At 64.2% G+C, this 24,474-nt stretch carries 24 protein-coding genes and 1 pseudogene; 2 read left to right on the top strand and 23 right to left on the bottom strand.

Features of this window, described 5'->3' with window-relative positions:
- Positions 1-26: 26 nt before the first annotated feature.
- A pseudogene (locus AC3WR5_RS08855) lies at positions 27-296 on the bottom strand (relaxase/mobilization nuclease domain-containing protein); the annotation flags it as partial.
- Positions 297-367: 71 nt separating this feature from the next.
- Positions 368-943, bottom strand: a complete 576-nt coding sequence (locus AC3WR5_RS08860; RefSeq protein WP_492483622.1) for a hypothetical protein — start codon at positions 941-943, stop codon at positions 368-370.
- Positions 944-1,278: 335 nt separating this feature from the next.
- Between AC3WR5_RS08860 and AC3WR5_RS08865 the strand changes: the two genes are divergently transcribed.
- Complete coding sequence (locus AC3WR5_RS08865; RefSeq protein WP_492483623.1) at positions 1,279-1,551, top strand: hypothetical protein; 273 nt, start codon at positions 1,279-1,281, stop codon at positions 1,549-1,551.
- Positions 1,552-2,028: 477 nt separating this feature from the next.
- Here the strand turns inward: AC3WR5_RS08865 and AC3WR5_RS08870 are convergent, their stop codons facing one another.
- From AC3WR5_RS08870 to AC3WR5_RS08935, 14 genes are all read right to left on the bottom strand, one after another.
- Entirely contained in the window at positions 2,029-2,832 is an 804-nt protein-coding gene (locus AC3WR5_RS08870) for a GntR family transcriptional regulator (protein ID WP_492483625.1), read from the bottom strand.
- 4 nt (positions 2,833-2,836) lie between these two features.
- Entirely contained in the window at positions 2,837-3,004 is a 168-nt protein-coding gene (locus tag AC3WR5_RS08875; RefSeq protein WP_492483627.1) for a hypothetical protein, read from the bottom strand.
- A 353-nt stretch (positions 3,005-3,357) separates the two neighbouring features.
- The gene (locus AC3WR5_RS08880; RefSeq protein WP_492484602.1) at positions 3,358-3,654 is read right to left on the bottom strand and encodes a hypothetical protein; all 297 of its coding nucleotides are present in this window, start codon (positions 3,652-3,654) and stop codon (positions 3,358-3,360) included.
- Positions 3,564-3,749, bottom strand: a complete 186-nt coding sequence (locus AC3WR5_RS08885; RefSeq protein WP_375140549.1) for a hypothetical protein — start codon at positions 3,747-3,749, stop codon at positions 3,564-3,566. Before AC3WR5_RS08885 ends, AC3WR5_RS08880 begins: the two co-directional genes overlap by 91 nt.
- The gene (locus tag AC3WR5_RS08890) at positions 3,749-4,927 is read right to left on the bottom strand and encodes an MFS transporter (RefSeq protein ID WP_492483629.1); all 1,179 of its coding nucleotides are present in this window, start codon (positions 4,925-4,927) and stop codon (positions 3,749-3,751) included. The genes AC3WR5_RS08885 and AC3WR5_RS08890 overlap by 1 nt, the downstream gene beginning before the upstream one ends.
- Positions 4,882-5,067: an MFS transporter gene (locus tag AC3WR5_RS08895; RefSeq protein ID WP_492483631.1), complete on the bottom strand. Its 186-nt coding sequence runs from the start codon at positions 5,065-5,067 to the stop codon at positions 4,882-4,884. The genes AC3WR5_RS08890 and AC3WR5_RS08895 overlap by 46 nt, the downstream gene beginning before the upstream one ends.
- 100 nt (positions 5,068-5,167) lie before the next feature.
- Positions 5,168-6,277 carry an alcohol dehydrogenase catalytic domain-containing protein gene (locus AC3WR5_RS08900; protein WP_492483632.1) on the bottom strand — a complete coding sequence of 370 codons (1,110 nt, stop codon included), beginning with the start codon at positions 6,275-6,277 and terminating at the stop codon, positions 5,168-5,170.
- Between the two features lie 208 nt (positions 6,278-6,485).
- Entirely contained in the window at positions 6,486-7,916 is a 1,431-nt protein-coding gene (locus AC3WR5_RS08905) for an aldehyde dehydrogenase family protein (RefSeq protein ID WP_492483634.1), read from the bottom strand.
- Positions 7,913-9,523, bottom strand: a complete 1,611-nt coding sequence (locus tag AC3WR5_RS08910) for a bifunctional 3-(3-hydroxy-phenyl)propionate/3-hydroxycinnamic acid hydroxylase (RefSeq protein ID WP_492483635.1) — start codon at positions 9,521-9,523, stop codon at positions 7,913-7,915. The genes AC3WR5_RS08905 and AC3WR5_RS08910 overlap by 4 nt, the downstream gene beginning before the upstream one ends.
- Before the next feature lie 28 nt (positions 9,524-9,551).
- Complete coding sequence (locus AC3WR5_RS08915) at positions 9,552-9,953, bottom strand: nuclear transport factor 2 family protein (RefSeq protein ID WP_492483637.1); 402 nt, start codon at positions 9,951-9,953, stop codon at positions 9,552-9,554.
- A gap of 31 nt (positions 9,954-9,984) precedes the next feature.
- Positions 9,985-10,527 carry a VOC family protein gene (locus tag AC3WR5_RS08920; protein WP_141284519.1) on the bottom strand — a complete coding sequence of 181 codons (543 nt, stop codon included), beginning with the start codon at positions 10,525-10,527 and terminating at the stop codon, positions 9,985-9,987.
- 29 nt (positions 10,528-10,556) lie between these two features.
- Entirely contained in the window at positions 10,557-11,099 is a 543-nt protein-coding gene (locus AC3WR5_RS08925; protein WP_492483639.1) for a cupin domain-containing protein, read from the bottom strand.
- Positions 11,100-11,145: 46 nt separating this feature from the next.
- The gene (locus AC3WR5_RS08930; RefSeq protein ID WP_492483641.1) at positions 11,146-11,727 is read right to left on the bottom strand and encodes an amino acid synthesis family protein; all 582 of its coding nucleotides are present in this window, start codon (positions 11,725-11,727) and stop codon (positions 11,146-11,148) included.
- A 22-nt stretch (positions 11,728-11,749) separates the two neighbouring features.
- On the bottom strand, positions 11,750-12,610 hold the full coding sequence (locus AC3WR5_RS08935) for a fumarylacetoacetate hydrolase family protein (RefSeq protein ID WP_141284525.1): 861 nt from the start codon (positions 12,608-12,610) through the stop codon (positions 11,750-11,752).
- 189 nt (positions 12,611-12,799) lie between these two features.
- On the opposite strand from AC3WR5_RS08935, the gene AC3WR5_RS08940 reads away from it, so the two are divergent.
- Positions 12,800-13,959, top strand: a protein-coding gene (locus AC3WR5_RS08940) for an IS3 family transposase (RefSeq protein ID WP_492484561.1) whose coding sequence is annotated in 2 segments (ribosomal slippage) — positions 12,800-13,070 and positions 13,070-13,959 — 1,161 coding nt in all. Because the reading frame shifts where the segments join, the coding sequence is not laid out codon by codon here.
- A gap of 176 nt (positions 13,960-14,135) precedes the next feature.
- On the opposite strand, the gene AC3WR5_RS08945 is transcribed toward AC3WR5_RS08940, so the two are convergent.
- From AC3WR5_RS08945 to AC3WR5_RS08975, 7 genes are all read right to left on the bottom strand, one after another.
- Positions 14,136-15,251 (bottom strand): alcohol dehydrogenase catalytic domain-containing protein, encoded by a 1,116-nt coding sequence (locus AC3WR5_RS08945; RefSeq protein WP_492483643.1) that lies wholly within the window; start codon positions 15,249-15,251, stop codon positions 14,136-14,138.
- A gap of 45 nt (positions 15,252-15,296) precedes the next feature.
- Positions 15,297-16,394: a WD40/YVTN/BNR-like repeat-containing protein gene (locus tag AC3WR5_RS08950; RefSeq protein ID WP_492483645.1), complete on the bottom strand. Its 1,098-nt coding sequence runs from the start codon at positions 16,392-16,394 to the stop codon at positions 15,297-15,299.
- Positions 16,395-16,446: 52 nt separating this feature from the next.
- Entirely contained in the window at positions 16,447-17,811 is a 1,365-nt protein-coding gene (locus AC3WR5_RS08955) for a DUF1329 domain-containing protein (RefSeq protein WP_141284535.1), read from the bottom strand.
- Positions 17,812-17,828: 17 nt separating this feature from the next.
- Entirely contained in the window at positions 17,829-19,487 is a 1,659-nt protein-coding gene (locus AC3WR5_RS08960) for a DUF1302 domain-containing protein (RefSeq protein WP_492483647.1), read from the bottom strand.
- Positions 19,488-19,677: 190 nt separating this feature from the next.
- Positions 19,678-20,055, bottom strand: coding sequence for a nuclear transport factor 2 family protein (locus tag AC3WR5_RS08965; protein ID WP_492483649.1), 378 nt, complete (start codon positions 20,053-20,055; stop codon positions 19,678-19,680).
- A 78-nt stretch (positions 20,056-20,133) separates the two neighbouring features.
- The gene (locus AC3WR5_RS08970; RefSeq protein WP_141284541.1) at positions 20,134-22,569 is read right to left on the bottom strand and encodes an efflux RND transporter permease subunit; all 2,436 of its coding nucleotides are present in this window, start codon (positions 22,567-22,569) and stop codon (positions 20,134-20,136) included.
- Entirely contained in the window at positions 22,566-24,233 is a 1,668-nt protein-coding gene (locus AC3WR5_RS08975) for a bifunctional 3-(3-hydroxy-phenyl)propionate/3-hydroxycinnamic acid hydroxylase (RefSeq protein ID WP_492483651.1), read from the bottom strand. Before AC3WR5_RS08975 ends, AC3WR5_RS08970 begins: the two co-directional genes overlap by 4 nt.
- Between the last annotated feature and the right edge of the window lie 241 nt (positions 24,234-24,474).

Here is a 24,474-nt window from a genome sequence, read left to right on the forward strand (position 1 = left end):
GACTCCGCGTCAATGCCATGGCCTCGCAGCTTCTCCGCAAAGGTGTCCCGCCAGCGACGCAGGTCGGCCTTTCGCGGGTTCAGGCGCTTGCCGTGCCGAGACTCGGCCCGCACGCTGATGTGAACGTGCGGGTTGGCCTGGTGATCGTGCAGCACCATCACGTACTTGTGATCTGCCAGTTCGTCCTGCGCAAACTCTCGCGCTGCGCGCTGGACGGTCAACGGGTCGATGCCGCGGGGCATCGACAGCATGATGTTGTAGGCCTCGCGCCGGTGACCACCCGGTTGCCGGGACAGAACAGGCGATCACCCCAGGTGATCAGGACGCCGTCGATGTTGGGCGGTAGCGCCATGGCGATCTCCTTCGGTCAACGAGAAGCGCGAGCTGAGGAAGCGCCGCCGCGGCTGAGCGGCTGCAGGTCGGCCAAGACGCGGGCGGCCAATTCCAGGTGGCGGCGGACGTCACCGTTCAGCGTGTCCAGCATATCTCGGTAGGGCCTGGCCGGCTCCACGTTGGCCTGGCGCAGCAGCGCCGTCAGGCGGTGGATGTTGCGGCTGAGGGTCGACAGTTCGGCGCTCGATGCCATGAGCGCGGCAATGTGTTCGGCACGGCCCGCACCGGCGGTCAGCACCGGTACGTCTCCGATGAGACCCAGGTAGGCATCGCGCGACAGGCCCGCCGCTTGCGCGCCGGCTGCGAGTTGTCGCGCTTCCTCGGTTTTCATGCGAATCGACAGCTTGACGCTGGTGGCCCTTGAACCGACCCGGCTGGCCACGCGCATCTGCGATGGATCGCACTCGACCGAAAGCCCGAGTTCGAGTGCCACCGCGCGGCGCACCAGCACCGACACGCTCACGCGTTCCGCATGTGCGCGTGCCACCAACGTGGCCTTCAAGCCGCGCATGTCGACGGTGACGAAGTCGTGGGAAGTAGTGGTGTTCATGGGCCGACCGATGGGGAACAGCGGGACGGGCGCGAAGCGCTTGTGAAACTGGCGGCAGGCCGCCTATCTCTGCACTCACCTTGGTACCCAGTATTGGCCTCGAACGATGCAGCTGGCCTGCGAGATTCGGCCCGTAATCCTGCGCGCAGCAAGCCGACTGGCGGGCCGATCATGAGACGAATGAACCGGCACCGGGACCGGACCGGGACGAAACCGGGATGGCTGAGACAGCAGTGAGACAGGTGCGAAACACAGCCGGTACGGCAATGAGACGGGTGGGACGCCACCGAGACAAAAGCGAATCGGAACCGGATCAAACCGGATCGAAAGCGCACATGAACCACCCCGATCCGAACCACCACGACGGCGCGCAGTTGGCGCCCAGGCGCCCGCCAGGCCGCGGTTCGCGCAAGGCCCGCGCCTACGCCGCCGAGATGGCACGGCTCCAAGCCTTGGACTACACGCTGGACGCCATCTGCCGGGCCTTGGTCGACATCGGTGTCACGGTCAGCAGGAGCACGGTGCACCGGGAGCTGGCCGCCGGGTGCTTACGATCATCCTTTTACTCATCGGATCGCGATGTGCGCCTCGAGAGCGCGTGGAGGTAATCGAACTTGTCAACCGGTGGCCAGTGCTGGGAAGAGGCTGTTCTTGGCATGCATCTCATCTCGGCCCAGGACTCGACCTGCTCGCGGATCCTCTGCAATGCTGTCTCGGGACATCCCGCCAGCAGGCGCTCCGTCTCGGTCCGATGCCACGCGGGAATCTCGAATCCATACGCACGCATCACCAGCAGCCGACGAATCGCGATGCGCCAGTGCCGACGCTTGAGCGCGCGCGAGAGCTGCAGGAGCAGGACTTCCCGAGTGTCCGGATGAACGCACTGTTCATGGCTGCGCGGACTCGCATGCCTTGACTCCCATTCGAATGGTGTCGTCAAGTTCAATGCGAACCGCGTTGACGCGTTGGTAAGCGCGGCGGAACGATAGGCGCGATCTCGATCGACGATCTCTGTCGAACGCGAGATAAGCCTGCATTCTGCGCAGGAGACCGGCAGAGTCCAGCCGCGGCGCGGCCGCAGCGGCTCATCCGGCGCTGGCCGCCTGCATGGCGCGCAGGCTCTCGGTCACGTTCAGCTCCGTGGAGCGGATGTGACCCTGGATCAGGCTGCACGCCGCATCGACGTTGCGTTGAAGGACGGCATCCACAATGCGTTGGTGCTCCGTACCCTTCGAGCGCTCGCCCGTGCGAAACCGTGCGGAGAAACGTCGATAGCGTTCGGCTTGGTCGAAGAGTCCTTCGACCATATTCTTCAGCAATGGCGACGAGCACCCGGCATAGATGCCCAAGTGGAAGATGCGGTGCCGGTCGGACCACTTGTCGTCGAGGACGAGCAGGCCTTCGGTGAGCTTCTTCTCGACGGAGGACAGCCCGTGAAACGAGGCGACGACGTCGCCCTCCCAGTCTTCGGAACCGTTCTGCAGAGCGTCGCGCAGGGTCTCGGTTTCGATCAGCAGGCGCACGCGCGTCAGGTCGGCGATCCCCTGGATGGAGATCGGCGCGACGCGGAAACCACGGTTGTCGATGGAACGAACCAGGCCCTGATGCACCAGCCGATTGAGTGCTTCCCGTAGCGGGCTGCTGCTCTGGCCGTACTGGCGGCTGAGTTCCTCGACGCGCAGACGGTCCGTCCAGCTTGAAATCGCAGCGGACGATCGCTCGGCGCAGCTCCTGATAGGCGCGCTCGCCCAGCGGAAGAGCGTCGACTTCCTTGGTAGGTGCGGTGAGCGCTTCCATATTCGCTGACTATGCCATAGAGCATGTATTGCGCATAATAATATTATTTGTGCACAAAGACATGCGCAGCGGCGTCGCGAGCCGGAGGACATCCGATCAAGACGCCGCCAGGCGTCCCGCGGTTGTCCCGCCGCCGGGCTGGGCCGCCTCCGTCACTGGCCGCGAAGTCGAAGAGGCCGCCGCGACCACGCTGCCAACCTTGGGCTTCAACAGGAAGCAGGCCAGGGCCGGGATCAGGATCAGCATGAACATGAACGCTGACATGGCCTCTTCCTGTCAATCGGCAAAGGCATTTCCTCTGCGACACAGATGGGATTGAGGGACCTGTTTCCGGACGGGGAACGCGACGGAGCCGTTGGATGCCACCCGTGGGGATGCACGATGGTTGGTCATGCTGATATGCGCGGGTTGGGTACCGCAAGACAAGTGTTCGTCGCAGGCCTGCCTTCGGTCTAGGGGCTGAGGTCGCCGGGCCGCATTGCTGCGGTGGCGCTCAATAACGTTGCCGAGGATTGCCCTGATGGCCGTGGCTGCGCCGCGCTCCCGATCCGGCCGCTGGTTGGGATGGTTCGATGAGACCTCCCGTCTTGAGTTTCAAAGTCAAAAGCAGAGGGTGTTCAATGCGCGGGGCCGACCGGGGCTGCAACCGCACTCGCAGGCAAGCCCCGCCAACCCGAGGCTTGTACCTCGCAGCCAATGGCCCAGACGAAGCCTGCCAGTTCGCGTGCCACGGCGACCACGGCCTTGTTCTTCATCACCCGCCGTGCGGTAAGCCGCTTGAACTTGCTGGTCAGCCGCAGCTTGGCCTTCCAGGCGATGTCGGTCACCGTGGTGGGCAGCCCGTCCTGGCGCTTGGCGATGACCGGGCTGACCCTGGCCTCGTGCTGGTAGTGCCAGGCCACCTCGACCAACATCCGCCGGGCCGCGCTGTTGCCGGCCTTGGTGATGCTGCCCTGGCGGCGCTTGGGCCTGAGCTGTGCTCGCCCGGCACCAGGCCAACATAGGCCATCAACTGCCGCGGCGAGGCAAAGCGGTGGAAGTCCTGCAACTCGGCGGGCGCGCGAACGACGGCGGGAAGGGGCTTGCATGTCTGTCTCCTCGAATAGTTATGGGCGAGCTCGACCAACGCAGGCTTCGACGAAGCCTCACGAAAGGAGCGTTCTGGCGTGACGCGACCCACTGCTCTGACGGCGCCGCAAGTTCAGTTCGGCCACGGGAGCCGACGCCGGCAGCCGGTCTACCGGATCGGTGACGGCGACGGCCTGCATCGCAGCGAGGCGTCTCACCAGCAGCAAGGTGCAGATGCGCCACGCCCGGGATCGCCGAGGCGATCACCATGCTGGCCGATTGCCCGCCCGCAAGCAGCATGCCGCCGAGCGCCGGTCCGGCCACCGAACCGATGCGCCCGATGGCAATCGCGGTGCCGACGCCGGTGCCCCGGACATCGACCGGATACGGGCCCGGTGCCAACGCGTAGATCAGCGACTGCGCGCCCAGGACGCAGGTGCCGGCCAGGAAGCCGATGACGGCCAGGGCGGCGAATCCATCGACCGAGGCGAGCGCGGACAGCGAGGCCAGGATGCCGGCGAACACCAGCACGATGACCCGCTGCGGACGCCAGCGATCCATCAGCACCCCCAGCACCGCGCAGCCGATGGCGCCGCCGACGTTGAACAGGATCATGACCGCGCCGGTCATCGGCTTGGTCAGGCCCTTGCCGATCAGCAGCGACGGCAACCAGTTCAGCAGGAAGTAGACGACGAGCAGCGTGAACAGGAAGCTGGCCCACAACAGCCAGGTCGAGGCCGCGCGGCCGGGCGCGAAGAGTGCGGACCCCAGCGTCGGCTTGGCGGGTGAACCCAGGCCCGTTCCCGCGGCGGGATGCAAACGTGCGAGCAGTTGGCGCGACTCTGGCAGGAATGCCATGAGCACCGGTGCCAGCAGCAGCGGCGCGATGCCGCCGACGTAGAACACCAACCGCCAATCGCCAGTCGTGTTCAACAAGCCGATCGCGGCCGCCGTGGCGCCGCCCAGCGGCATGCCGCAGTACACCGTCGTGACCGCGGTGTTCTTCAGGCGAGCAGTTCGGTGTACCCCGGGGCGTGGGCGGTCAGCAGCGACGCGAGCGCAAAGGCGACCATCTAGCCGAGCAGGACGCGCTTGCGCCCCACGTGATCGGACAGCCACCCGCAGATCGCGGCACCGGGCAGCAGCCCGATGACGCTTGCGCTGAAGACGAATCCCATTTGAGCCACCGACAGGCCGAACTGCGCGCGCAGGCCAGGGCCGGCGACGCCAGCCGATTGGATGTCAACGCCCTCCAGCAACGCTGGCCAGGCCGCAGAGAAACCAGGTCAGACGGGCGTGGCCGTCGAGAGGTTCACGCGAAGCTGCGCGAGCAGAGCTTGTCATGATGATGTCCTCCGCTCACGGGTTCACGACGAAGTTGCCGAAGCCACCGTTGCGGTTCTCGATGCCCGAGATCGCTTCGTTGACCTTGGCCAGCGGGAACTTGACCTGCTCGAACACGGAGAGGTCCAGCAGGCCCGCGGCGGCCATGTCGGCCATATCCTGGCCCTCTCCCGCGGAGAACCACAGGGAGCCGGCCAGCGAATGCTGGCAGTCCATCATCGTGTGGATGTCGACCGGTAGCGACCCGGCCGCGGCGCCGATGTCGATCGTCTGGCCGCCACGGCGCAGCGAACGCATGCCCTGCAGGAACGACTCGTGCGGCGCGCCCGGGCCGCTGGCGTCGATGAAGATGTCGATGCCTTGACCCTGCGTCACCTTGAGCGCCCATTCATCGATAGAGCGGCCATCTTCCAGCGAGAGCACTTCGATGCGCGACGGCGCGAGCGCCTTCACACGTTCGAGCAGCCCCTTGTTGCGGGCGGTGCCGAGGATGCGCGTCGCGCCCATCGCGAGGCCGAACAGCGCGCCGCCCAGGCCCAGCGTACCGCTGATGCCGTTGACCAGCAGGTTCTTGCCCGGCGCGACACCGGCCTTGCGCATGGCCGAGTACGCGGTGCCCAGGTAGCCGAAGCGCGAGGCCTGGTCGTAGGTGACCGAATCAGGCAGCGAGACCAGCGAATACTGCGGCGCCGTCATGTACTCGCCCAGGCCGCCGTACGGATAGGCCTGGAAGATGGGGAGCGACTTCTCGGAGAAGCCGAAATAGCCGTTGAACGTGTAGTGCGTGCAGTTGATGTGGTCGCCGTAGCGGCAGGCGCGGCAGCCGCCGCAGTAGCGACCCGGGTTCACGTAGACGCGGTCGCCGGCCTTCCAGGCGTGCACCTGCGAGCCGACGGCAGCGATCTCGCCTGCCGGGTCAAGGCCGAAGATCGCGGGCAATGGCGGCAAGGGACGCTCGGGAAACCACGTCGGCCAGTTGGAGAGGATGTTGGCCAGGTTGGGGACGATCCCGCAGGACCGAACACGAACCAGCACGTCCTGGGGGCCCGGCGTCGGAACGGGAATGTCTTCCAGTTCCATCGGGCCGCCCACCATGTGCATGCGCGCTACTTTCATCGTCTTCATCAGCTGTCTCCTGAGGTGCCGTGTGATTCAGTCTCTATGCACACTTTTATTTTCTGTGCGCAAAACCGATTTCTTTGCGTGAACATTCGCTTCGCGACGGTCTTCCCCCATCGGGGCTAACCCGCAAGACAACGCCAGTAGAAGCGTCGCTCGGGCAGCGCTCCGCCAGCAGCCGCCCGGCCCGATAGGATCGGTGGCTTGTGAGCCTTCAGGCCGCGGTGTAGGCGGTCTTGACGGTGGTGAAGAACTCGGCGGCGTAGCGCCCTTGCTCGCGCGAGCCGTAGCTCGAGCCCTTGCGACCGCCGAATGGCACGTGATAGTCCACGCCGGCCGTCGGCACGTTGACCATCACCATCCCGACCTCCGCCTCGCGCTTGAATCGGGTCGCGTGGCGAAGTGACGTCGTGCAGATCCCGGCCGACAGGCCGAACTCGGTGTCGTTGGCGACGCGAATGGCGCCGTCCACGTCGTCGACCGCGATGACGCACGCGACCGGCCCGAAGATCTCCTCGCGGGCGATGCGCATCTCCGGCGATGCGTCGACGAACAGCGCCGGCTCGAGGTAGAAGCCCGGCGCGTCCCGCTTCGGTTGCGCGCCGCCCACCACGAGCCGGGCGCCTTCGCTGCCACCGACGTCGATGTACTGCAGATCCTGCGCGAGCTGGTCGGCGTCGACGACGGGGCCGATGTCGGTGCCGGCCGCGCGCGCGTCACCCACCTTCAGGACGCGCAGCCGCTCCGTGACGCCGTTGACGAACGCCGGCAGGATGCCCTTCTGCACGATCAGGCGGCTCGACGCCGTGCAGCGTTGGCCCGTCGAAAAAAAGGCGCCCTGGACGGCGCACTCGACCGCGGTCTTGAGGTCGGCGTCGTCGAGCACCACAAGCGGGTTCTTGCCGCCCATCTCGAGCTGCACCTTGGCAAACCGGGCTGAGGTCCCCGCGAGCACGCGTCGACCGGTGTCCACGGAGCCGGTGAACGTCAGCGCGTTGACGTGGCGATGGTCGATCAGCGTCTGCCCGACACGGCTTCCCGGCCCCATGACGAGGTTGAAGACGCCGGGCGGCAGCCCCGCGCGCGAGATGATCTCGGACAGCGCCCACGCCGAGCCGGGCACGAGGTCGGCAGGCTTGAACACCACGCAGTTCCCATAGGCCAATGCGGGCGCGATCTTCCAGGCCGGAATTGCGATGGGGAAATTCCAAGGCGTGATGATGCCGACCACGCCGACCGGCTCTCGCGTGATGTCGACCTCGACGCCGGGCCGCACGGACGGCAGGTGCTCACCGCCACCACGCACGACCTCGCCGGCGAAGAACCGGAAGATCTGGCCGGCGCGCGCCACTTCGCCGATAGCCTCGGGCAAGGTCTTGCCTTCCTCGCGCGCCAGCAGGTCGCCGAGCTCGGCCTTCCTGGCGAGCAGCTCGCTGCCGATCCGGTCGAGCGCGTCGGCGCGGGCCTGCACCGACCCGCGCGCCCAGGCGGGAAATGCCGCATGCGCTGCGGCGATGGCGGCTTCCGTCTGGGCGACATCGGCATGCGCGTACTCGCCGACCAGGTCGCGCGTGTCGGAGGGGTTGATGTTGCGGCGCACGGCGGCGCCCTCGAGCCACTCGCCCGCGATGAAGTTGCGATTCATGTCCACGTCTCCAGGATGGCCGGCGGCGCCAGCGCGAGTCGGGGTGTTGGGGCGAGCCGCTCGCGCAGCCGGGCCAGCAGGCGCAGAGCGCCTTGAACGTCCCCGGCGGTGCCGAAGACGTAGTGATCGGGACGAACGACCGCGATCGTTGCGCCGAGCTGCGCCAGCCAGGGGCCGATCACCGGGCCCTCCTCGCGCACCGCGACGACCTCGCCGGGCGGGCCGGCGTCGTCGTCCTCGAGGACGATGAGTCGACCGCCGGCGGGCAGCGCCGCCATGAGCGCGGCGGCGTCTTCTGGCGCGAGCGGGCCCGCACACGCGACGCGTACGCAGGGTCCCGTGACCTCGTCGAGCAGAACAGGTTCGGCGCCGCGCGCACGGATCAACGGCTGCGGAAACAGCGTGCCGGCACCGGGCGTGTCCTCCGCCACGAGGTCGCCGGTCAGGTCGGGAATCATGTTCTGCCGGATGGCGGTCCTGATCGATCCGCCGTGCTCCTCGAGCAGGCGCGCGTCACGCTCGCGTGCGCGCTGGGGATCGCGCTCGCAGATGACGCGACCGAGTGCGATCGACGCCGCCGTCGTCGCGCGAACGTGCGGGCGGCGCTCCTTCCCGTAGGTGTCGAGCAGCGCATCCGACGACTCGCCCTTGATCACGCGGCGCAGCTTCCACGCCAGGTTCTGGGCGTCGCGGATGCCCTGCACCATGCCCTGCGCCATGAACGGTGGCGTCATGTGGGCGCTGTCGCCCGCGAGCAGGACGCGCCCGCTGCGCCAGCGCTCGGCCACGAGTCCGTGGAAGCGATAGGCGGCGGCGCGCCACAGCTTGACCTCGCCGGGCTTCACCCAGCGCGCCAGCAGCGGCCAGAGTTCCTCGTCCGGAAAGTTGGCCGACAGGCTGTCGCCGGGTAACAGCATCACCTCCCAGCGCCGGTGATTGCCTGGCCCGACGACGAACGTGCAAGGGCGCTCCGGCTCGCAATACTGGACCTGGGTCTGCGGCAGGTCCGCCAGCTTCGCGTCCGGGACGATCGCGTCGACCACCAGCCACGGTTCGTCGAACCCCAGATCCTCGAGCTTGATGCCCAGCTTCTTGCGGATCGGGCTGGAGCCGCCGTCGCAGGCCACGAGGTACTTCGCCGTGAAGCGCGTCACGTCGCCGCCGGCCAGGCGGACGTCGGCCCAGACGTGCCCGTCGCCCTCCCCGCTGTCCTGGATCTCGGCCGAATAGTGCACCTGCGCGAGCTCGAGCTCGGTCAGCCGCTGACGGATCTCGCGCTCGAACGCGGGCTGGTCGAACACGTGGTTCGGCGCCCAGCCCAGGCGATGCGGGGCCGGCGCGGAATCGAGCCGCTTGATCAGCTGGCCCTCCACGCCCAGGTACTCGCTCGGTCGGTACGGTGCGGAGTGGCGGCGCACGCGATCCGCGATCCGGAGTTCCTGCATCACCCGCATGACCTCGTGATCGAAGCCGATCGCGCGCGGCAACGGGAACAGGTCGGGCAGCTTGTCGAACGCGGCCACGCGCAGGCCGCGCTGAGCCAGCAGGCTGGCCAGCACGGCGCCGGTGGGCCCGAGTCCCGCGACGATCACATCCGCATCGAACATATGTCTCTCATTGATCTTTCGCGAACCGTCAGCCTGGCAATCGCGTCGACTGGAACACCGCGAATCGCCACCCGTCGCGCCGGACCCAGATCTCGGTCGCCAGGGACTGGACGTCGATCCGCTGCGATTCACCGTGCCGCTGCATGGTCTGCGACAACTGGCCGCAGACCACCACCGTGTCCATATCCTCGAAGGTGCAGGCCACCGCGAGCGACACGCGGCGAAATTGCTGTCGGTCTCGGACGAACGCCAGGTACCCTTCGCGATCGTGCGTGATGCCGGTCGCGTGCGTGTAGCGGAGTTCCTCGGCCAGCAGCGTGCGCAGGAGCGATCCGTCCCGCGTCTCGAGCGCCTCGGCTCGCTTGCGCGAGGCCGCGAGCACGCTGGTCACCGACGGACTCGTCGCGCCCTCAAGAGTCGAAGGCGACATCGAGGATTCCTTGCGACGTGAAGTGGGGAGGTCAGGCCGACTCGGCCGAGAACTGCCGTTGCCATTCCTCGCGCGGCAGGAACGTCGGATCTGCGCGGCAGATGCGCTCGGTCTCGGTCCAGATCTCGGCGTCGGCCTTCTCGAGATCCAGCGGATCGCCATGCGGTTGCGCGACGTAGTACGGTGTGTCCAGGTACACCTCGACGGTGTTGCCTTCCGGGTCGGAGAAATAGATCGACAGCGCGTTGCCATGGTTCAGGCCGCGCATCTGGCTCGCGCCCAGCCGCAGCGCGTCCTGCTTGACACGGCGCAGGTCGTCGAGGGCCTGCACTATGAACGAGAGCTGCATCACGGTGCTGAAGACCGCCTCCGCCGGACGACCCGACGACAGCACGAGCTGATGGTGCTGCTCGGGTCGCGCGCTGAGGAAGACCAGCTCGTTGCGAAAGGTCTTGCCCATGCCGCGGTCGGTGATCTTCAGGCCGAAGACCGAGGTGTAGAAATCGACCATGCGCGGCAGGTCGTGGACGAACACGCCGACATGGGAGAGGTTCGGAAGTGCGGAGGCAGTCATGAGTTCTCGCTCGTACGGAGTGTGCGCGCTCAAGCGGCGCGTTCGGCGCCCACCAGCACGAACAGCATGACCGCCGGCGCGTGGCTCTTGTTGCGCCACGCGTGCCGGTTTCCATGCTGCACCACGACGTCGCTGCGCTTCAGGAGAACTTCTTGACCGTCGTCGAGCTCAAGCGTGATCTCGCCGTCGAGGACGACGTCGTAGTCGATCGAGTCCGTGGTGTGCATCCCGGGACTGTCCATCTCGAACGTCTCGGCCAGGCCCGGCATCGCGCCGCCGAATTCGACGCCGAAGGCGGCGGGATCGAAGTCCGCGCGCATCATCACCGCGTCCGGCGGGAAAGTGACGATCATGAGGCGGGTGCCGCCGGCACCGGGCGTCCACGTGGCCGTGGGGGTCACGTCGTCGACGCCGGACCGGCCCACCTTCGCACCGCCGTTCGTCGACCACAGCAGCGTTGGCGAAAATCCCGGAACGCTCTTGAAGTCGGTCGTGCGCGGAGCCGCGCCGTCGGCCAGCACGCGGGACTTTCCGTCGGGCCCGTTGCCCGTGATGACACGTCGAATCTGCATGGCTTGTCTCCGTCTGATTGATTTATGGATGCTCGATCGAGCGAGGTCAACGCAGGCCGTCGAGCCCCTTGACGTCCGCCGCCGCCAGGCCGCCGATGCGGGCGTGGATGCGACCGCCCGTGGCCATCGCGAGGCCGAACGCGATCTCATCGCGGCGCGGCCCGTCCCACACCGTCATCTCCGCGGTACCGAAATGGCTTCGGACATACGCCGCCCGGGTATGTCCCAGCGGGATCATCAGGCGCGCACCCATGTGGCCGATGGTCTTGGCCGCCGGCACGATCGCCTTGGGCTGGCCCAGCACCTCACGCATGGCCCAGCCGCCGGCCTCGTGCCAGAGGGCGCCGTGTTCGAGTTCGCCGTCCTCGCCGACGATCGCGCCCTTGCCGTAGGCCTGCACGCGGTCCGCGCCGCCCAGGGCCTCGACCAGCCGCGTCGACAACTGCGTGCCGAGTGCGCGCAGTTCGGCCATGAAGCCCATCAGGTCGGCCTCGTGCCGTCCCGCGTAAGGGTTGCGGATGATTGCGAGCGCGGTTGCCACGACCAGCGGCTGGGCCGCGCGCGGGCCGCGTTCATGGAATATCTCCTCGACCGCGAGGTGCGTCTTTCGAATATCTACGAGCGACATGGATTTTCTCTCGAATCGGGGTTCAGGCTTGATCGACGATCGGGTTGCGGAGCGTGCCGACGGCTTCAATCTCGACTTCGACGACGTCGCCGCCCTTCATGTACATCGGCGGCTTGCGGCCGAAGCCGACGCCGGCCGGCGTGCCCGTGACGATCACGTCGCCGGTCGCGAGCGTGAAGATGGTGGACGCGTAGGCGATCAGCTTCGGAATCGAGAAGATCATCAGGCTGGTGTCGCCCGACTGCATGACCTCGCCGTTCAGGCGCGTCTCAAGCTTGAGCTTGCGGCCGGGCTCGATCTCGTCGGCGGTGACCATCCAGGGGCCGAATCCGCCCGTCGATTCGAAGTTCTTGCCCGAAGCGATCTGCTTCGCGTGGAACTGCCATTCGCGCACGCTGGCGTCGTTGTAGCAGGCGTAGCCGGCCACGTGCTTGTAGGCGTCCGCCTCCGCGATGTTGCGGCCGCCTTCGCCGATGATGACGGCGAGCTCGCCTTCCCAATCCAGCGTCTCGGACACGCGCGGACGCACGATGGGCGCGCCGTGAGCGGTCTGCGAACGCCACACGCGCAGGAAGACCGGTGGGAAGTCCGACAGCTCGCGCTGCAGGCCGGCGGCCAGCGCCTCCTGGTGGTGATCCATGTAGTTGCGCACGGCGCAGACGATCTTCTCCGGCCGCGGGATCACCGGCAGGAACTCGATCTCCGAGAGAGCCACCTCGGCGGCCTTGCCCGCGACGAGCGCGTCCCGATCGATGTAGCCGGGGCTGCCGATGAACTCGGCGAGCGTGGCACAGCCGGTCGGGCCGGCGAGTTCCACGACGCCGTCACCGACCACGGCGCCCCAAGTTTCACGGCCATCGCGCTTGTAAGAGAGCAGTTTCATATCGACTTCCTCGAATGTTCGTTGTCAATCGAAGTTTGCGCATAAAACATTCGACCATGCACAATGCTACCGCCGACGCCGGCGCGTGTCCAGCGAGCATGGAGGGCGAAGGGCAGTGGTTTACCCGAGTGACCTGCTCCCCACAGGCCGTACCAATCTGAAGTAGCAAGGGGTCCGCCATTCAGGAGAATCGCGGACAAGAGGAAGATCAAGTTCACAGAGGAACAGATCATCGGGTTCCTCAAGCAGGCCGAGGCCGGCATGGCGGTGGCCGAGATCTGCCGCAAGGGCGGCTTCTCGGACGCCACGTTCTACAAGTGGCGCGCCAAGTTCGGCGGCATGGATGTATCCGAGGCGCGGCGGCTGCGCGAGTTGGAGGCGGAGAACGCCAAGCTCAAGCACCTGCTGGCCGAGGCCCATCTGGACCTGCATGCGCTCAAGAGCGTGCTCGGGGTAAAAAGGTAGCCCCACAGGCCAGGCGCGAGATGGCCACGCGGCTGATGCATGAGCATCAGTTGTCCGAGCGTCGCGCGTGCTGGCTTGTGGGGCTAAGCCGAGACAGCTTCCGACACCCGCCAGTGCTCAGCGCGCAGACGCAGGCGCTGAAGGACAAGATCGTCGAGATCGCGCACGTGCGTCGGCGCTTTGGCTACCGGCGCGTGCATGACCTGTTGCGCCTGGACTTTCCGGGCGTCAACCACAAGCGGGTGTACCGGCTCTACAGCGCGGCCAACCTGGCCGTGCGCAGGCGCAAGAAAGCCAAATGCCCGGCGATGGAGCGCACGCCGCTGAACATCGCCCAGCGCATCAACGAGGTGTGGAGCATGGACTTCGTCAGCGACAGCCTGGCCGGTGGACGGCGCATCAAGTGCCTGACGGTGGCCGATGACTTCAGCCACGAATGCGTGGAGATCGCCGTGGACTACGGCATCAGCGGTTTGTACGTGACCCGGCTGCTGGATCAGGCGGCGCGCCTTCGGGGCTACCCTGCGATGGTCAGAACCGACAACGGGCCGGAGTTCACGAGCCGGGCCTTCATCGCCTGGACGCAGGAGCATCACATCCGGCACATCCTCATCGATCCGGGCCGGCCCATGCAGAACGGCTACATCGAGAGCTTCAACGGCAAGTTCCGAGACGAGTGTCTCAACGAGCACTGGTTCCAGAACTTGCGGCAAGCACGCAGCGAGATCGCGGCCTGGCGCCGGGACTACAACGAGGTGCGGCCTCACAGCAGCATTGGCCGCGTGCCGCCAGCCCGGTATGCCGAGCAACTGCGCCAAGAAGTCGGCGATGCTGCTCGCCACGCGCCCCCCAGATCCATTGACCTTCAACCCCAGGACCCCTGACGAATCACTGGTTCGGCTGAAGGGGGCAGGTCACACGCGGCGACCATGTCGCCGCAGTTGCGCATCAGCTCGTCAGGCTGGACGCGAAGCGAAAGCCTCCCAAAGTCCTGCAAGATCGCTGGGCCCGGGTCGCCAGCCGGGCCCAAGGGAGCCTTCTCACTCCCCGCCACACCGCGTCACGGACGGACGACGAAGTTCGTGAACCCCCCGTCGCGCCCATCGACTTCGACCAGGGCGGTGTTCACCTCTTCCAAGGAATAGACCTTGTGTTCAAAGACGCTGAGATCCAGCGTGCCGGCTTCAACCATCTGCGCCATGTCCTGGCCTTCGCTCGTGGTGAACCACAGCGAACCGACCAGCGATCGCTGCGTGATCATCAAGTAGCCGGCATCCACCGCGAGCGCTTCGGACACGCCACCGACGTTCACCGCGACGCCGCCATGACGAAGCGAGTGGAAGGCATCCATCACGCTGGAGGCTGGAGCCCCCGGGGCCAGAGCCTCCAGCATCGCATCGACACCGTTCCCGCCAGTGGCCTCCATTACCTGTGCGGCAACGGTACCGTCCCTGCTCGACACTGGGACGATCCGGTGAGGGTCCAGCTGGCGCAGCTTGTCGAGCCGATGGGAATCCCGGCCCGTGGCAAAGACCTTCGACGCGCCCATGGCGAGCCCGAGCAGCACCGCGCCGACACCGAGCGTCCCGGTCCCGCCGTTAACAAGCAGGCGCTGGCCAGGCTTGAAGTTCGCCTTGCGAAGGCCAGCGTAGGCCGTGCCGAGATAGCCAAAACGAGACGCCTGTTCGAAGGACAGGTTGTTGGGAAGCTTGACGACGTTGCCGACCGGACAGGTAACGTATTCAGAGAAACCTCCGTACGGATAGGCGTCGTACTGGTTCTGCGACTCGGGGCCGAAGCCGAAATACCCCATGAAGGTGTAATTCCGACAGTTGGTCGGGTCGGCCCTGCGACATGCTTCGCACGAACCGCATGAAAGGCCTGGATTGACGTAGACGCGGTCGCCCACCTTAACGTCGGTCTTCACCAACGAGCCGACGCTTGCAACCACCCCGGTGGTGTCCAACCCGAAGATCGCCGGGAGCTTGGGCAGCGGCAGAAACGGCGCCACCTTAGGGTATATCGTCAGCACGTTGCGCAAGTTGTGCACCAAGCCCGCCGCCGCCACTTTGACCAGCACGTCGGTGGGACGCGGTTCGGGCACTGGAATGCGATCAATTTGAAACCGGCCGTCCAGCTCGTGCAGCCGCGCTGCTCTCATCAGCTTTTCATTCATCTATGTCTCTCAATTGGTTCAAAGTCAGTGAAGGTGGCACTTGGATCAAGTCAAGGCCGAACGAAGGCTGAGGCGCTGCACGCCGCGCAAGCTGGTCGCCACCAATGCACCATTACGCCCTAGCGCCATCGCGGTAATGGGCAATCCCGTCGGATTTGAAACCGCACGGAAGCTCTTGCCATCATCCTGGCTCATCAACAGCTCGCCCGCCTGAGAAGCGAGGAGCAGCGACCCGTTGTCAAGCGCGAGGCCTGCGCTGATCGATGCAGCGCTTCCTGTGGGCACTTCGCTCCAGGTACCGGCCGCATCCCGGGATACGAAGACACGACCCCTCAGGCCATACAGCACCAGTTCGCCTTTCTGGCCGGAGACTAGACCGAAGTACGAGCCTTTAGAGGGCGCCTGCAGCGCTTCAAAGTGCTGCCCATGGTCATCCGATCGAAGCAGCAGACCTTGCTCGCCCGTGATGTAGATCGAACGACCGACCTCACGCACCGCGTAGAGATGCAGTCCTTTCGGGTTGGGCAAGCGCGGCATCACGCACTCCCAGGAACTCCCACCATCGTTGGTGAGGAATGCGAGGTTGTAGGCGCCAATCACCCACCCCACGTTCTTGTCCTGGAAATACAGGTCCAAGAACGGCTTGTCCGGGCCGTCCTCCAGCAACCGGCTTGCGACAGCGGCCTGGCCTGCGTCGGTTGCGGCTTTGGCCGCAAGTGCTGCGGCCCGGATTCCGTCGAACTGAACAGCCCAGGTTTCTCCGTTGTCACCGGTCCGCAGGACCACCCCGAGATGCCCGACGGCCCAGCCCGTGTGGTTGTCCACGAACTGGACGGCCGTCAGCGAGACACTAACCGGAACACGGGCTTGGCGCCAACTCACGCCCTCGTCGTCCGACAGCAGCACGATGCCCCGTTCGCCTACGGCCACTAGGCGGTTTCCGGACCGTGTCACTGCGAGAAGGGCCGCGCTCGCCGCCTTGCGGGTTGCGAGTGCCGGTTGTTGCAGGACATCGAAGCGGGGCAAGGACGCGGCCCGCGCCAGCGACATCCCCGCCCACGCACCAGCCGTGAGCAACTTCAGAAACCGACGACGCATGACAACACCAGAAACACCGAAAAAAGCAATCCAGCCACCGGGCATCGCACAAGGGTCGCAATAACGCCCGCCCCCCAGAGGGGCTGATGCAAATCGGTCATCGCGCACCTTCTGTGAGGGAATCCGGGGAGAAAAATTCAGGCGGACGACGGCTGGTGACCTCGTACTGCCGAGGCGACCCGAGCGTGGAAACGCTGAGGTAATACTCGCCCGTCTGGACGTTGTAGCCGCCCCAATTGACCAGATTGCCAAGCAGCGCGGGGATGTCGGGCGCTAGCAGGGTCAGCGAAAAGTACCCGCGCCACAGCGAGCCCTTGGCATCCCAACCATCCGTCAGCAGAACGCACCAGGTGTCCTCGTCGAGATAGTATGTTCGCTTGGGCACGACGTGCCGTTTGCCCTCGCGCAGAGTCGCTTCCACCACCCACACGCGGTGCAGTTCCCACCGCACGAGGCTGGGGTTCAGAAAGTTTGGCTGAACGAGTTCTTCAGGCGACGCAGCCGCTGCCTTATTGTTGTTGTAGGGAACCAGCATCTCCTGTTTACCGACCAACTTTAAGTTGTGTCGACTCAGCGCTCCCGCAGCACCGAATGCCTCGTCGAACAGGCCGATGCCAGAGGTGATGAAGTTCGGCGTGTCATAACCGACCGACGGAGACCGCCGCACGCGCCGCTGGCCCACCAGGTACTGCCACGCAGAGCCCTTTTCGCTTTCGAAAGCCTGCCAGGCGAGCAATGCCTCGCCTGCCTTCGAAGCCGGCTCCAGGGTCAGCACCTTCGTTTTGTAGTACTGTCCGTCGAAGTTACTCGCTGCGCCATCCTTGTAGTAATACGGATTGGCAAACCATTCATCGTACTTCGTCGCCATGATGCGCTTGCCTTGGCCGGTAACAACCCAGGTCGTGTACTGTCCCTGCGCATCTTCACCGGCCCATGCCATTCGGCTATTCCACATGGCCTCGGAGCCATCTTTAGGAATGGGAAACGGAATACCGCCAAAAGCGCCTTCAATGCTGTCGCCCTCCTGAAACGTCTTCGCGCGCGTGGCATTCTTGAAAATATTGTCGTAGACCAACTGCGGCGCAGAGGCGGTGCGGTGCGTCGGATATACATCCAGGCGATAGTCCGGATGCTTCTTCAGCATCGCCTTCGTGACCTCGCTAAGCTTATCCGCGTACTGATCAATGTTCTTGGAAGTCACCGAGTACAACGGCTTTTCCGACGCAAAAAAATCCGGACGCGGCTGCCCCTGCTTGTAGCCGGCAGGTACCTTGCTGAAGCCGCCGTCCCAGGCAGGGATGGAGCCATCTTTGTTGCCCGACTTTTCCGCGCCCATTGGCGTTAGCGTTGACTTCAACTTGGCAGCCTCGTCGGCTGAGACCGCAGCCCAGACAGACCCAGAGCCAACCACAACCGCAGTTGCCAGCGCCGTTCGCGCAATCAATGAAAGGGAATTCTTCATACAAACCTCGTTGTCAATCAGAAGGTGCGCTTGATGTTCAGCGACAGAAAGTCGCGATCCTTCAGGCTCTGTCCGTAAGACAGCACTGCGGAGTTCGAGTTGGGAGGAGAGAGATAGGTAGACTCTTTGCCCAAGTACTTCACGTAGTTGATCCCGAACGTCCAGACGCTTTCATACTCGCCCGTCAGGCCGATGGAGATATCGCCGCCGTGCTCGACGCCGCCATTGAAACCGAAGACCGCAGAAGATCGGCCCTTGGGGTTGTAGCCTAGGCCGATCGGCAGACTCAAATCGAGCCCTGGCAGGACTTGGTAATAGGACGGCGTGAACAATATTCGCAACGCCAAGGCGTCCCGCGTTGTGTTCGGGTCCAGCGCACCGGGATTGCGCGTGATGCTGAGCGTGCGGTTCCACGCCACCTCGGCCAGGAGGAAGGCTCCTTGCCACAGGGTCCCGGGGCCCATGGAATAAATGCCAGACACCTGGGCATGCGCCGTCTTGCCGACGGGGTAAGCTGGGTTATGGACGTTGTCGGCCCCTGCGTTGTACTGAACCAGCGCCGCGTCGCCGACGAGCGGCGCGTTGTTCCGCACCGAGACCTCGCCCGCGAGGTTCAGTTCACCGAGCACCGTGCTTGCGCTCGCGCCGTAGGTCTGGATCCCTTCCGGATAGACGTTTACGAAGTTGTGGGGCGTGCCCAACCCCGGGATTTGCGGCGTCGTGAAGTCAGTGGTGAGGTAGATCTGCGGCGTCTTATCGTGATAGCGCACAGCGTAAAGACCGAATTCGGTGTCGATGGAGCTGGCGCGGTAGCGCAGTTGAATACCGCCCTGACCACTGTTGCGCGGCTTGATATCCGCGCCGCGCGGCCACGGCCCCAACCGCTCCCCCCCTTCGCCGACGAAATCGAGCGTGCTGAGGTAACTGCCGGCTGGCGGCAGAATGGATTCCTTCCACTCAAACTGGTAATAGGCGCCGATCGACAGGACGGGGGAAATCTGCAGTTGTCCCGACACCTGATTGACCGGCCTCAATACCTCCTTGAACTGACTGCTCGGTACACTCACAAGCTTGACAAGATCAAGCGGGCCCTGTGCATTGGCGATTCCGTTCTGACCGAAGAACAGGCTTTCTCCGAAAACGAGGGAGTGTCGTCCCAGTCGCAAGGTCCCTTTCATGTCAGCGACGGATCCGTTGACGAAACCGAACGCATCGAGTAGCTCCCCTTTGCGGCCCATGCGGTTACGAGTCTCCCGCGTAAATTCGTTATATGGAACGCTGACGTTGTTGCTCGTAGCAGGACTGTTGTTGTCGTTCTTGCTGTTGTAGACGGTGTCGTACCACGCTGCGCCGCTCAGCCGAACGCCAACGTTCTTGTACGAAGCATCCAGCTCGGAAAAGATGTCGAGCCGATTGGAAATCAGTCCCCTTGCGAAGTTGCGGTCGCCGTCGTCGCCGCCCGCGTCTTCCATGATGACGTTGGAGCGCTCCTTCAGACGGGTCGCAGCGCTGTACTTGAAGGTGTTATCCCACCGCAGCTTGACATCCGGACTATCGGTATCAAACGAGAAAGCGTGAACGCCAGAGGCCGCCGCCGCGCATGCGATCACGATTGCCTTCGGGAAGACCGCCACCCGCGCGGCTCCGACTCTGCGGATGTACTCGCCATTCTTCATCTTGTCTCCATTTGCTTGGTACTGAGGGAGTCCTGGATCAGCGGCGTTCCCAAAACACTGCCTCACGGCAGTCACGTCACGCCGCCGATCTCCAGCGACTACCTGTCTCATGCATATTATCTATCTTTATGCATAAAGAGCAGTCGGTAGGAACCCGATACGCCACGGAGGGCGCTGTCACCCAGTGGTATCAAGCCTTGGGCAAGCTCGTTGACTGCCAGTTGACCACCTGCCACAGCCCGTCTGATTGTTGGGCCCATAGGATGGTGAACCGGTTGTTGAGGGTCCGTTTCTCGCCTGCGATCTCTACCTGCATATCGGCGACACCGCTCACCGCTGCGACGCTTCCAAACAAGCGGACGGACTCATCGCTGCATTCGATGGATCGGTACTTGGTCTTGCCAGAACCGATGGTGTTCAGAATGCCAAGCTTGGAGTCGATGCGCCCATTGCCGTGAATCCATAACAGCTCGTCATTGAAGAGCCCCTCAAGGGAGGACACGTCGGCCTCGATCATTGCGCGTCGACGGCGTTGATCGAGCGCCAGAATCTCTTGTTTCCCAGTCATATCGTTTTCTCCAGAAAGTTGGGTTGGCGACCGTTCTCGCCGCACGCTAGCGGTGTCAATAGATCGACGCAGGGTCGCTCAACCAACGGCCTTCATGAGGGACGCCTGCGGCTCCCGGTTGGCAGCAGTCGTCGACTTTCGAAGCAAGAAATGCGAAAGCGCAGGAATGAGAATGAGCGCTCCGAGCATGTTCCAGAGGAACATGAAGGCCAGGAGGATGCCCATATCGGCCTGGAACTTGATGTCCGAGAAGGACCACGTCAGGACGCCCACCGCCAGCGTGAAACCCGTCAGCAGAACGACCTTGCCGGTAAACAGCAATGCCTTGTAGTAGGCCGTCGACAGGCTGCTGCCCTGGCGCAGCTGCTGCAGCGTCACACTGAGGATGTAGAGCGCGTAGTCGACACCGATACCCACGCCCAGGGCGATGACCGGGAGCGTCGCGACCTTGACGCCCATGTTCAACTTCACCATCAATGCCTCTGCCAAGACCGAGGTCAGCATCAACGGTAGGACGGCCACCAAGACGGCGCGCCAGGACCGGAACGTCAGAAAGCAGAGGATCGTGACGGCCGCATAGACCAACAGCAGCATTTGCGTCCACGCTTGCTTCACAACGATGTTCGTAGCGGCCTCGATCCCTGCGCCGCCAGCAGCGAGCACGAACTTGGCCTCCGGTGTGTCGTTCGCTTTGGCATACGCCTCCACCTCGGCGACGACACGGCTGAGCGTCTCCGCCTTGTGGTCCTTGAGGTAAACGTAGAGCGACAGCAGCGAGCACCCCTGGTTCAGCAACTCGCGAGGTGCACGCGTCTGCACGGCCCCGATTGCTCCCTCATTGGGGATCAACTCATACCACTTGAACGCGCCTTCATTGAACCCGACCATGGAAAACTTCGACAGCATGGCCATGGAGTTGGTGGATTCGACGCCGGTCAGTTGCTCGATCTGCCACGCCAGGCGGTCGACCTTGGCCAAGGTGCCATATGCTCCGCATCGGTCCGGTTCAGTGGGAACCATCACGACCAGGATGTCGGAACTGGCGGCGTAGTTGGCCGAGATGTACGCGTTGTCCTTGTTGTAGCGGGAATCGGGACGCAGCTCGGGCGCCCCCGCGTCAAGATCACCGATCTTGAGCTGGGTAGAGACCGCGACCCCCCCCACCGCCAGGACGACCGCTGCGACTATCGCCGCGGCTGCGGCGCGTCGCTGGGTGAACGCATCGAGCCAGCGCCACAGACGGTGCTTCGCTGCGCCGCCGCTGTCTCGATCCGCATGTTCGGTGCGCAGGCTGCGGTGAGCAGCCGAGAGGCTGACCCCGGTGTAGCTCAGCAGAATGGGAAGGAGGATCAAGTTGGTGAAAATGAGCATCGCCACGCCGATGCTCGCCGCCACCGCAAGCTCCTTGATCACCGGAATGTCGATGACCAGCAACACGGCGAATCCGACAGCGTCGGCGAGCAGCGCGGTCAGGCCCGCCATGAACAGACGTCGGAAGGTGAATCGTGCCGCAACAAGCTTGTGCACGCCTCTCCCGATGTCCTGCATGATCCCGTTCATCTTCTGTGCCCCATGGCTCATGCCTATGGCGAAAACGAGAAACGGCACCAGCACCGAGTAGGGGTTGAGCTCGTATCCCAACGTTGGCAACGCCCCCAACTGCCAAACAACCGCAACCAGCGAGCTGGCCATTACCAGCAACGTGCTACGCACGTCGCGATTGAACCAATAGATCATTCCCGTCGCGATGCCGATGGCTACGGCGAAGTACCGAAGCACTTCGCGCAAACCCGCAATCAGGTCGCCCACGACCTTGGCGAATCCGGTGATGTGCAGGTCGGTCGCCTCGTCCTGGTACTTCGCCCGGATCTCTTCGAGACCCTCGGAGAACTTCCGGTAATCGAGCTTTTTTGCGGTCTGCGGATCCTTGTCGAGCAACGGCACGAAGATGATGGAGGAACGGAAGTCGGCCGCCACCAGCTGGCCAATCTCGCCGGAGCGTTCCACGTTCAGCCGCACCTGCTGAAGTGTGCGCTCCGAGCCGTCATAGTCTTCCGGAATCACGGCGCCGCCGTCCACCCCGTCTTCTGTCACTGCCGACCATCGGACGTTCGAGGTAACCATCGACTTCATGAACGACCGGTCGACCCCCGGGAGCAGAAACACCTCGTCGTTGATCTTTGCAAGCTTCGAGAGATAGTCCTTGTCAAAGACCGTTCCGCGCTTATTGACTACGGCGACCCGCACAACATTCTCAAGTCCCGTCAAGTCTTCTTTGTGCGACAGGAAGTTGACGATGTACGGATGCGAGGTCGGGATCGTCTTCTCGAAACTGGCGTTCAGTTGCAGCTTGGTGGCCTGGAACCCGAACACCACGGTGAAGATGAGGCAAAGGATCAGCACGATCCGCCGGTGATTGAAGAGCGCACGCTCGATGAGCGAGCCGGACCGAGGATCGAAGTCTTCCAGCCGCTGAATTTGGCCGGGCGTGTCGGAGAGGGAGGCAGGATTCACGGAGTACTCGTAGTCGCGGGTTGGATCTGCAGAGTCAAAGGCGGGTGCTCTCGCTCTGGTTCGCACGGCGTGGTAACGCTTCCAGGATCGCCGCAGTTCTTGTTCTTAATTCGTTCGCGCAATTGGTCAACCAGCGCGAGTCCGGCTTCAACCCCAGCAGCTGTGCCGTACACGTAATGGTCCGGGCGGACGATGGCGACGTCGGCACCGAGACCGTGCAGCCAGGCTTGCAAGAGCGGAGTCTCCTCTTCAACCGAAAAGCCCAGGCCGGCATGGCGTTTCGCGTCCGGACCGACGAAGACCGCGCAGCCCTTGAGCGCTGCCGCCATCACGGCCACCGCGCCGGCTTCGTCGTCGGTGAGCCGTTCGGTCACGACGATGCGGAAGCACGCACCGGTGATGTCGTCCAGCAGCTTCGACACTCCACCCGGCGTGATGACGGTCGGCTGGGGAAGCGGTTCGCCGGCGCCCGGCGTCCCCGTGGCGATCAGTCCGTCTCGCAGCGGCGGAATCATCGACTGGCGAAAGGTCGTTTTCACCACCCCGCCCTGCTCGGCCAGCATCCGCGCATCGCGGGAACGTGCCTTGACGGGATCGCGCTCACAGATCACACGCCCAAGCTGGATAGCCGCGCGGGTGGTCGCCGTCACGTGCGGACGCCGTTCTACCCCATAGTCGTCGAGAAGACGATCAGTCGAGGCTCCGGACAGCACTCTTTGGAGACGCCAAGCCAGTCCGTGAGCATCCCGCATCCCCTGAACCATGCCCTGCGCCATGAATGGAGGCGTCATGTGCGCAGCATCGCCCGCCAATAGCACGCGGCCCTTGCGCCACTGTTCGGCCACCAGACCGTGGAAGCGATAGGCTGCTGCGCGCCGCAATTCCGCGTCTCCCGGCTTGATCCAGCGCGACAGTAACGGCCATAGCTGATCGGGCGGAAAGTCGCTCGAGAGGCTGTCGCCCTCGAGCAACATCACCTCCCAACGGCGGTGATTACCAGGCCCAACCACGAAGGTGCATGGCCTCTCGGGCTCGCAGTACTGGACTTGCGTTGTCGGCAGATCTGCGATTTTGTGGTCATGAACATCGGCATCGACAACTAACCAATGCTCATCGAAGGCAAGGTCTTCCAGCTTGATGCCCAAGGCCTTGCGGATGGGACTGGAGCCACCGTCGCATGCGACCAGATAACGAGCCGTCCATTGTTCGATTTCCCCGTCGGCGTTCTGCACCTCAACCTCGACACCCTCCCGGCTCTGCGTATGCGACAGCACCTGGCAAGAGAGGAACACACGCACGCCGGCCAGCTCGCTCAGACGTCCACGGATCTCGCGCTCGAAGGCGGGTTGATCAAAGACGTAATTGGGCGCCCAGCCGAGCCGATGCGGCGGCGGCTCCATGTCGAGCTGCTTTATCAACTGACCTTCAACGCCACGATATTGGCTGGGCCTATAGGGCGCCGCATGCGTCAGCACGCGGCTTGCAATGCCGAGCTCCTGCATCACACGCATCACTTCGTGGTCGAAACCGATGGCGCGCGGCAGAGGAAACAGGTCAGGCATCCGATCGAAAGCCGCGACGGTCATACCCCGCTGAGCCAGCAAAGCCGCCAGCACGGCACCTGTAGGACCTAACCCAACGACAATGACATCTGCGCTATTCATGTGGACCTAACACCTTCGAAGGCTAGATTGTGCACAAAGATATGTCGAGTGCATAGATTTTCCCAGGTCCTCATTCCCAGTGGAAACCCGGATGCGCAAGGCTTTCATCGCTGTTTAAATCTGCACAAATATTTTTTTGTGCATTATTTTTCCGTTAGATGTAGCCGGAGAAGAGAGTGAGCACCATGAAGGCCGCACGCCTGCACGCCGTAGGCGAATCGAAGAGGTACCGCGCCCGGAT

Source organism: Ideonella sp. FW305-24 (genome assembly GCF_058788035.1).

Coding starts and splice junctions, on each gene's coding strand:
- AC3WR5_RS08860 (WP_492483622.1), bottom strand. CDS start 943: ATGAACACCACTACTTCCCACGACTTCGTCACCGTCGACATGCGCGGC.
- AC3WR5_RS08910 (WP_492483635.1), bottom strand. CDS start 9,523: ATGTTCGATGCGGATGTGATCGTCGCGGGACTCGGGCCCACCGGCGCC.
- AC3WR5_RS08950 (WP_492483645.1), bottom strand. CDS start 16,394: ATGCCCGGTGGCTGGATTGCTTTTTTCGGTGTTTCTGGTGTTGTCATG.
- AC3WR5_RS08965 (WP_492483649.1), bottom strand. CDS start 20,055: ATGACTGGGAAACAAGAGATTCTGGCGCTCGATCAACGCCGTCGACGC.
- AC3WR5_RS08905 (WP_492483634.1), bottom strand. CDS start 7,916: ATGAATCGCAACTTCATCGCGGGCGAGTGGCTCGAGGGCGCCGCCGTG.
- AC3WR5_RS08880 (WP_492484602.1), bottom strand. CDS start 3,654: ATGTTGGTCGAGGTGGCCTGGCACTACCAGCACGAGGCCAGGGTCAGC.
- AC3WR5_RS08915 (WP_492483637.1), bottom strand. CDS start 9,953: ATGTCGCCTTCGACTCTTGAGGGCGCGACGAGTCCGTCGGTGACCAGC.
- AC3WR5_RS08935 (WP_141284525.1), bottom strand. CDS start 12,610: ATGAAACTGCTCTCTTACAAGCGCGATGGCCGTGAAACTTGGGGCGCC.
- AC3WR5_RS08960 (WP_492483647.1), bottom strand. CDS start 19,487: ATGAAGAATGGCGAGTACATCCGCAGAGTCGGAGCCGCGCGGGTGGCG.
- AC3WR5_RS08955 (WP_141284535.1), bottom strand. CDS start 17,811: ATGAAGAATTCCCTTTCATTGATTGCGCGAACGGCGCTGGCAACTGCG.
- AC3WR5_RS08875 (WP_492483627.1), bottom strand. CDS start 3,004: ATGTCAGCGTTCATGTTCATGCTGATCCTGATCCCGGCCCTGGCCTGC.
- AC3WR5_RS08925 (WP_492483639.1), bottom strand. CDS start 11,099: ATGCAGATTCGACGTGTCATCACGGGCAACGGGCCCGACGGAAAGTCC.
- AC3WR5_RS08900 (WP_492483632.1), bottom strand. CDS start 6,277: ATGAAGACGATGAAAGTAGCGCGCATGCACATGGTGGGCGGCCCGATG.
- AC3WR5_RS08975 (WP_492483651.1), bottom strand. CDS start 24,233: ATGAATAGCGCAGATGTCATTGTCGTTGGGTTAGGTCCTACAGGTGCC.
- AC3WR5_RS08920 (WP_141284519.1), bottom strand. CDS start 10,527: ATGACTGCCTCCGCACTTCCGAACCTCTCCCATGTCGGCGTGTTCGTC.
- AC3WR5_RS08945 (WP_492483643.1), bottom strand. CDS start 15,251: ATGAATGAAAAGCTGATGAGAGCAGCGCGGCTGCACGAGCTGGACGGC.
- AC3WR5_RS08865 (WP_492483623.1), top strand. CDS start 1,279: ATGAACCACCCCGATCCGAACCACCACGACGGCGCGCAGTTGGCGCCC.
- AC3WR5_RS08885 (WP_375140549.1), bottom strand. CDS start 3,749: ATGGCCTATGTTGGCCTGGTGCCGGGCGAGCACAGCTCAGGCCCAAGC.
- AC3WR5_RS08930 (WP_492483641.1), bottom strand. CDS start 11,727: ATGTCGCTCGTAGATATTCGAAAGACGCACCTCGCGGTCGAGGAGATA.
- AC3WR5_RS08870 (WP_492483625.1), bottom strand. CDS start 2,832: ATGTCCTCCGGCTCGCGACGCCGCTGCGCATGTCTTTGTGCACAAATA.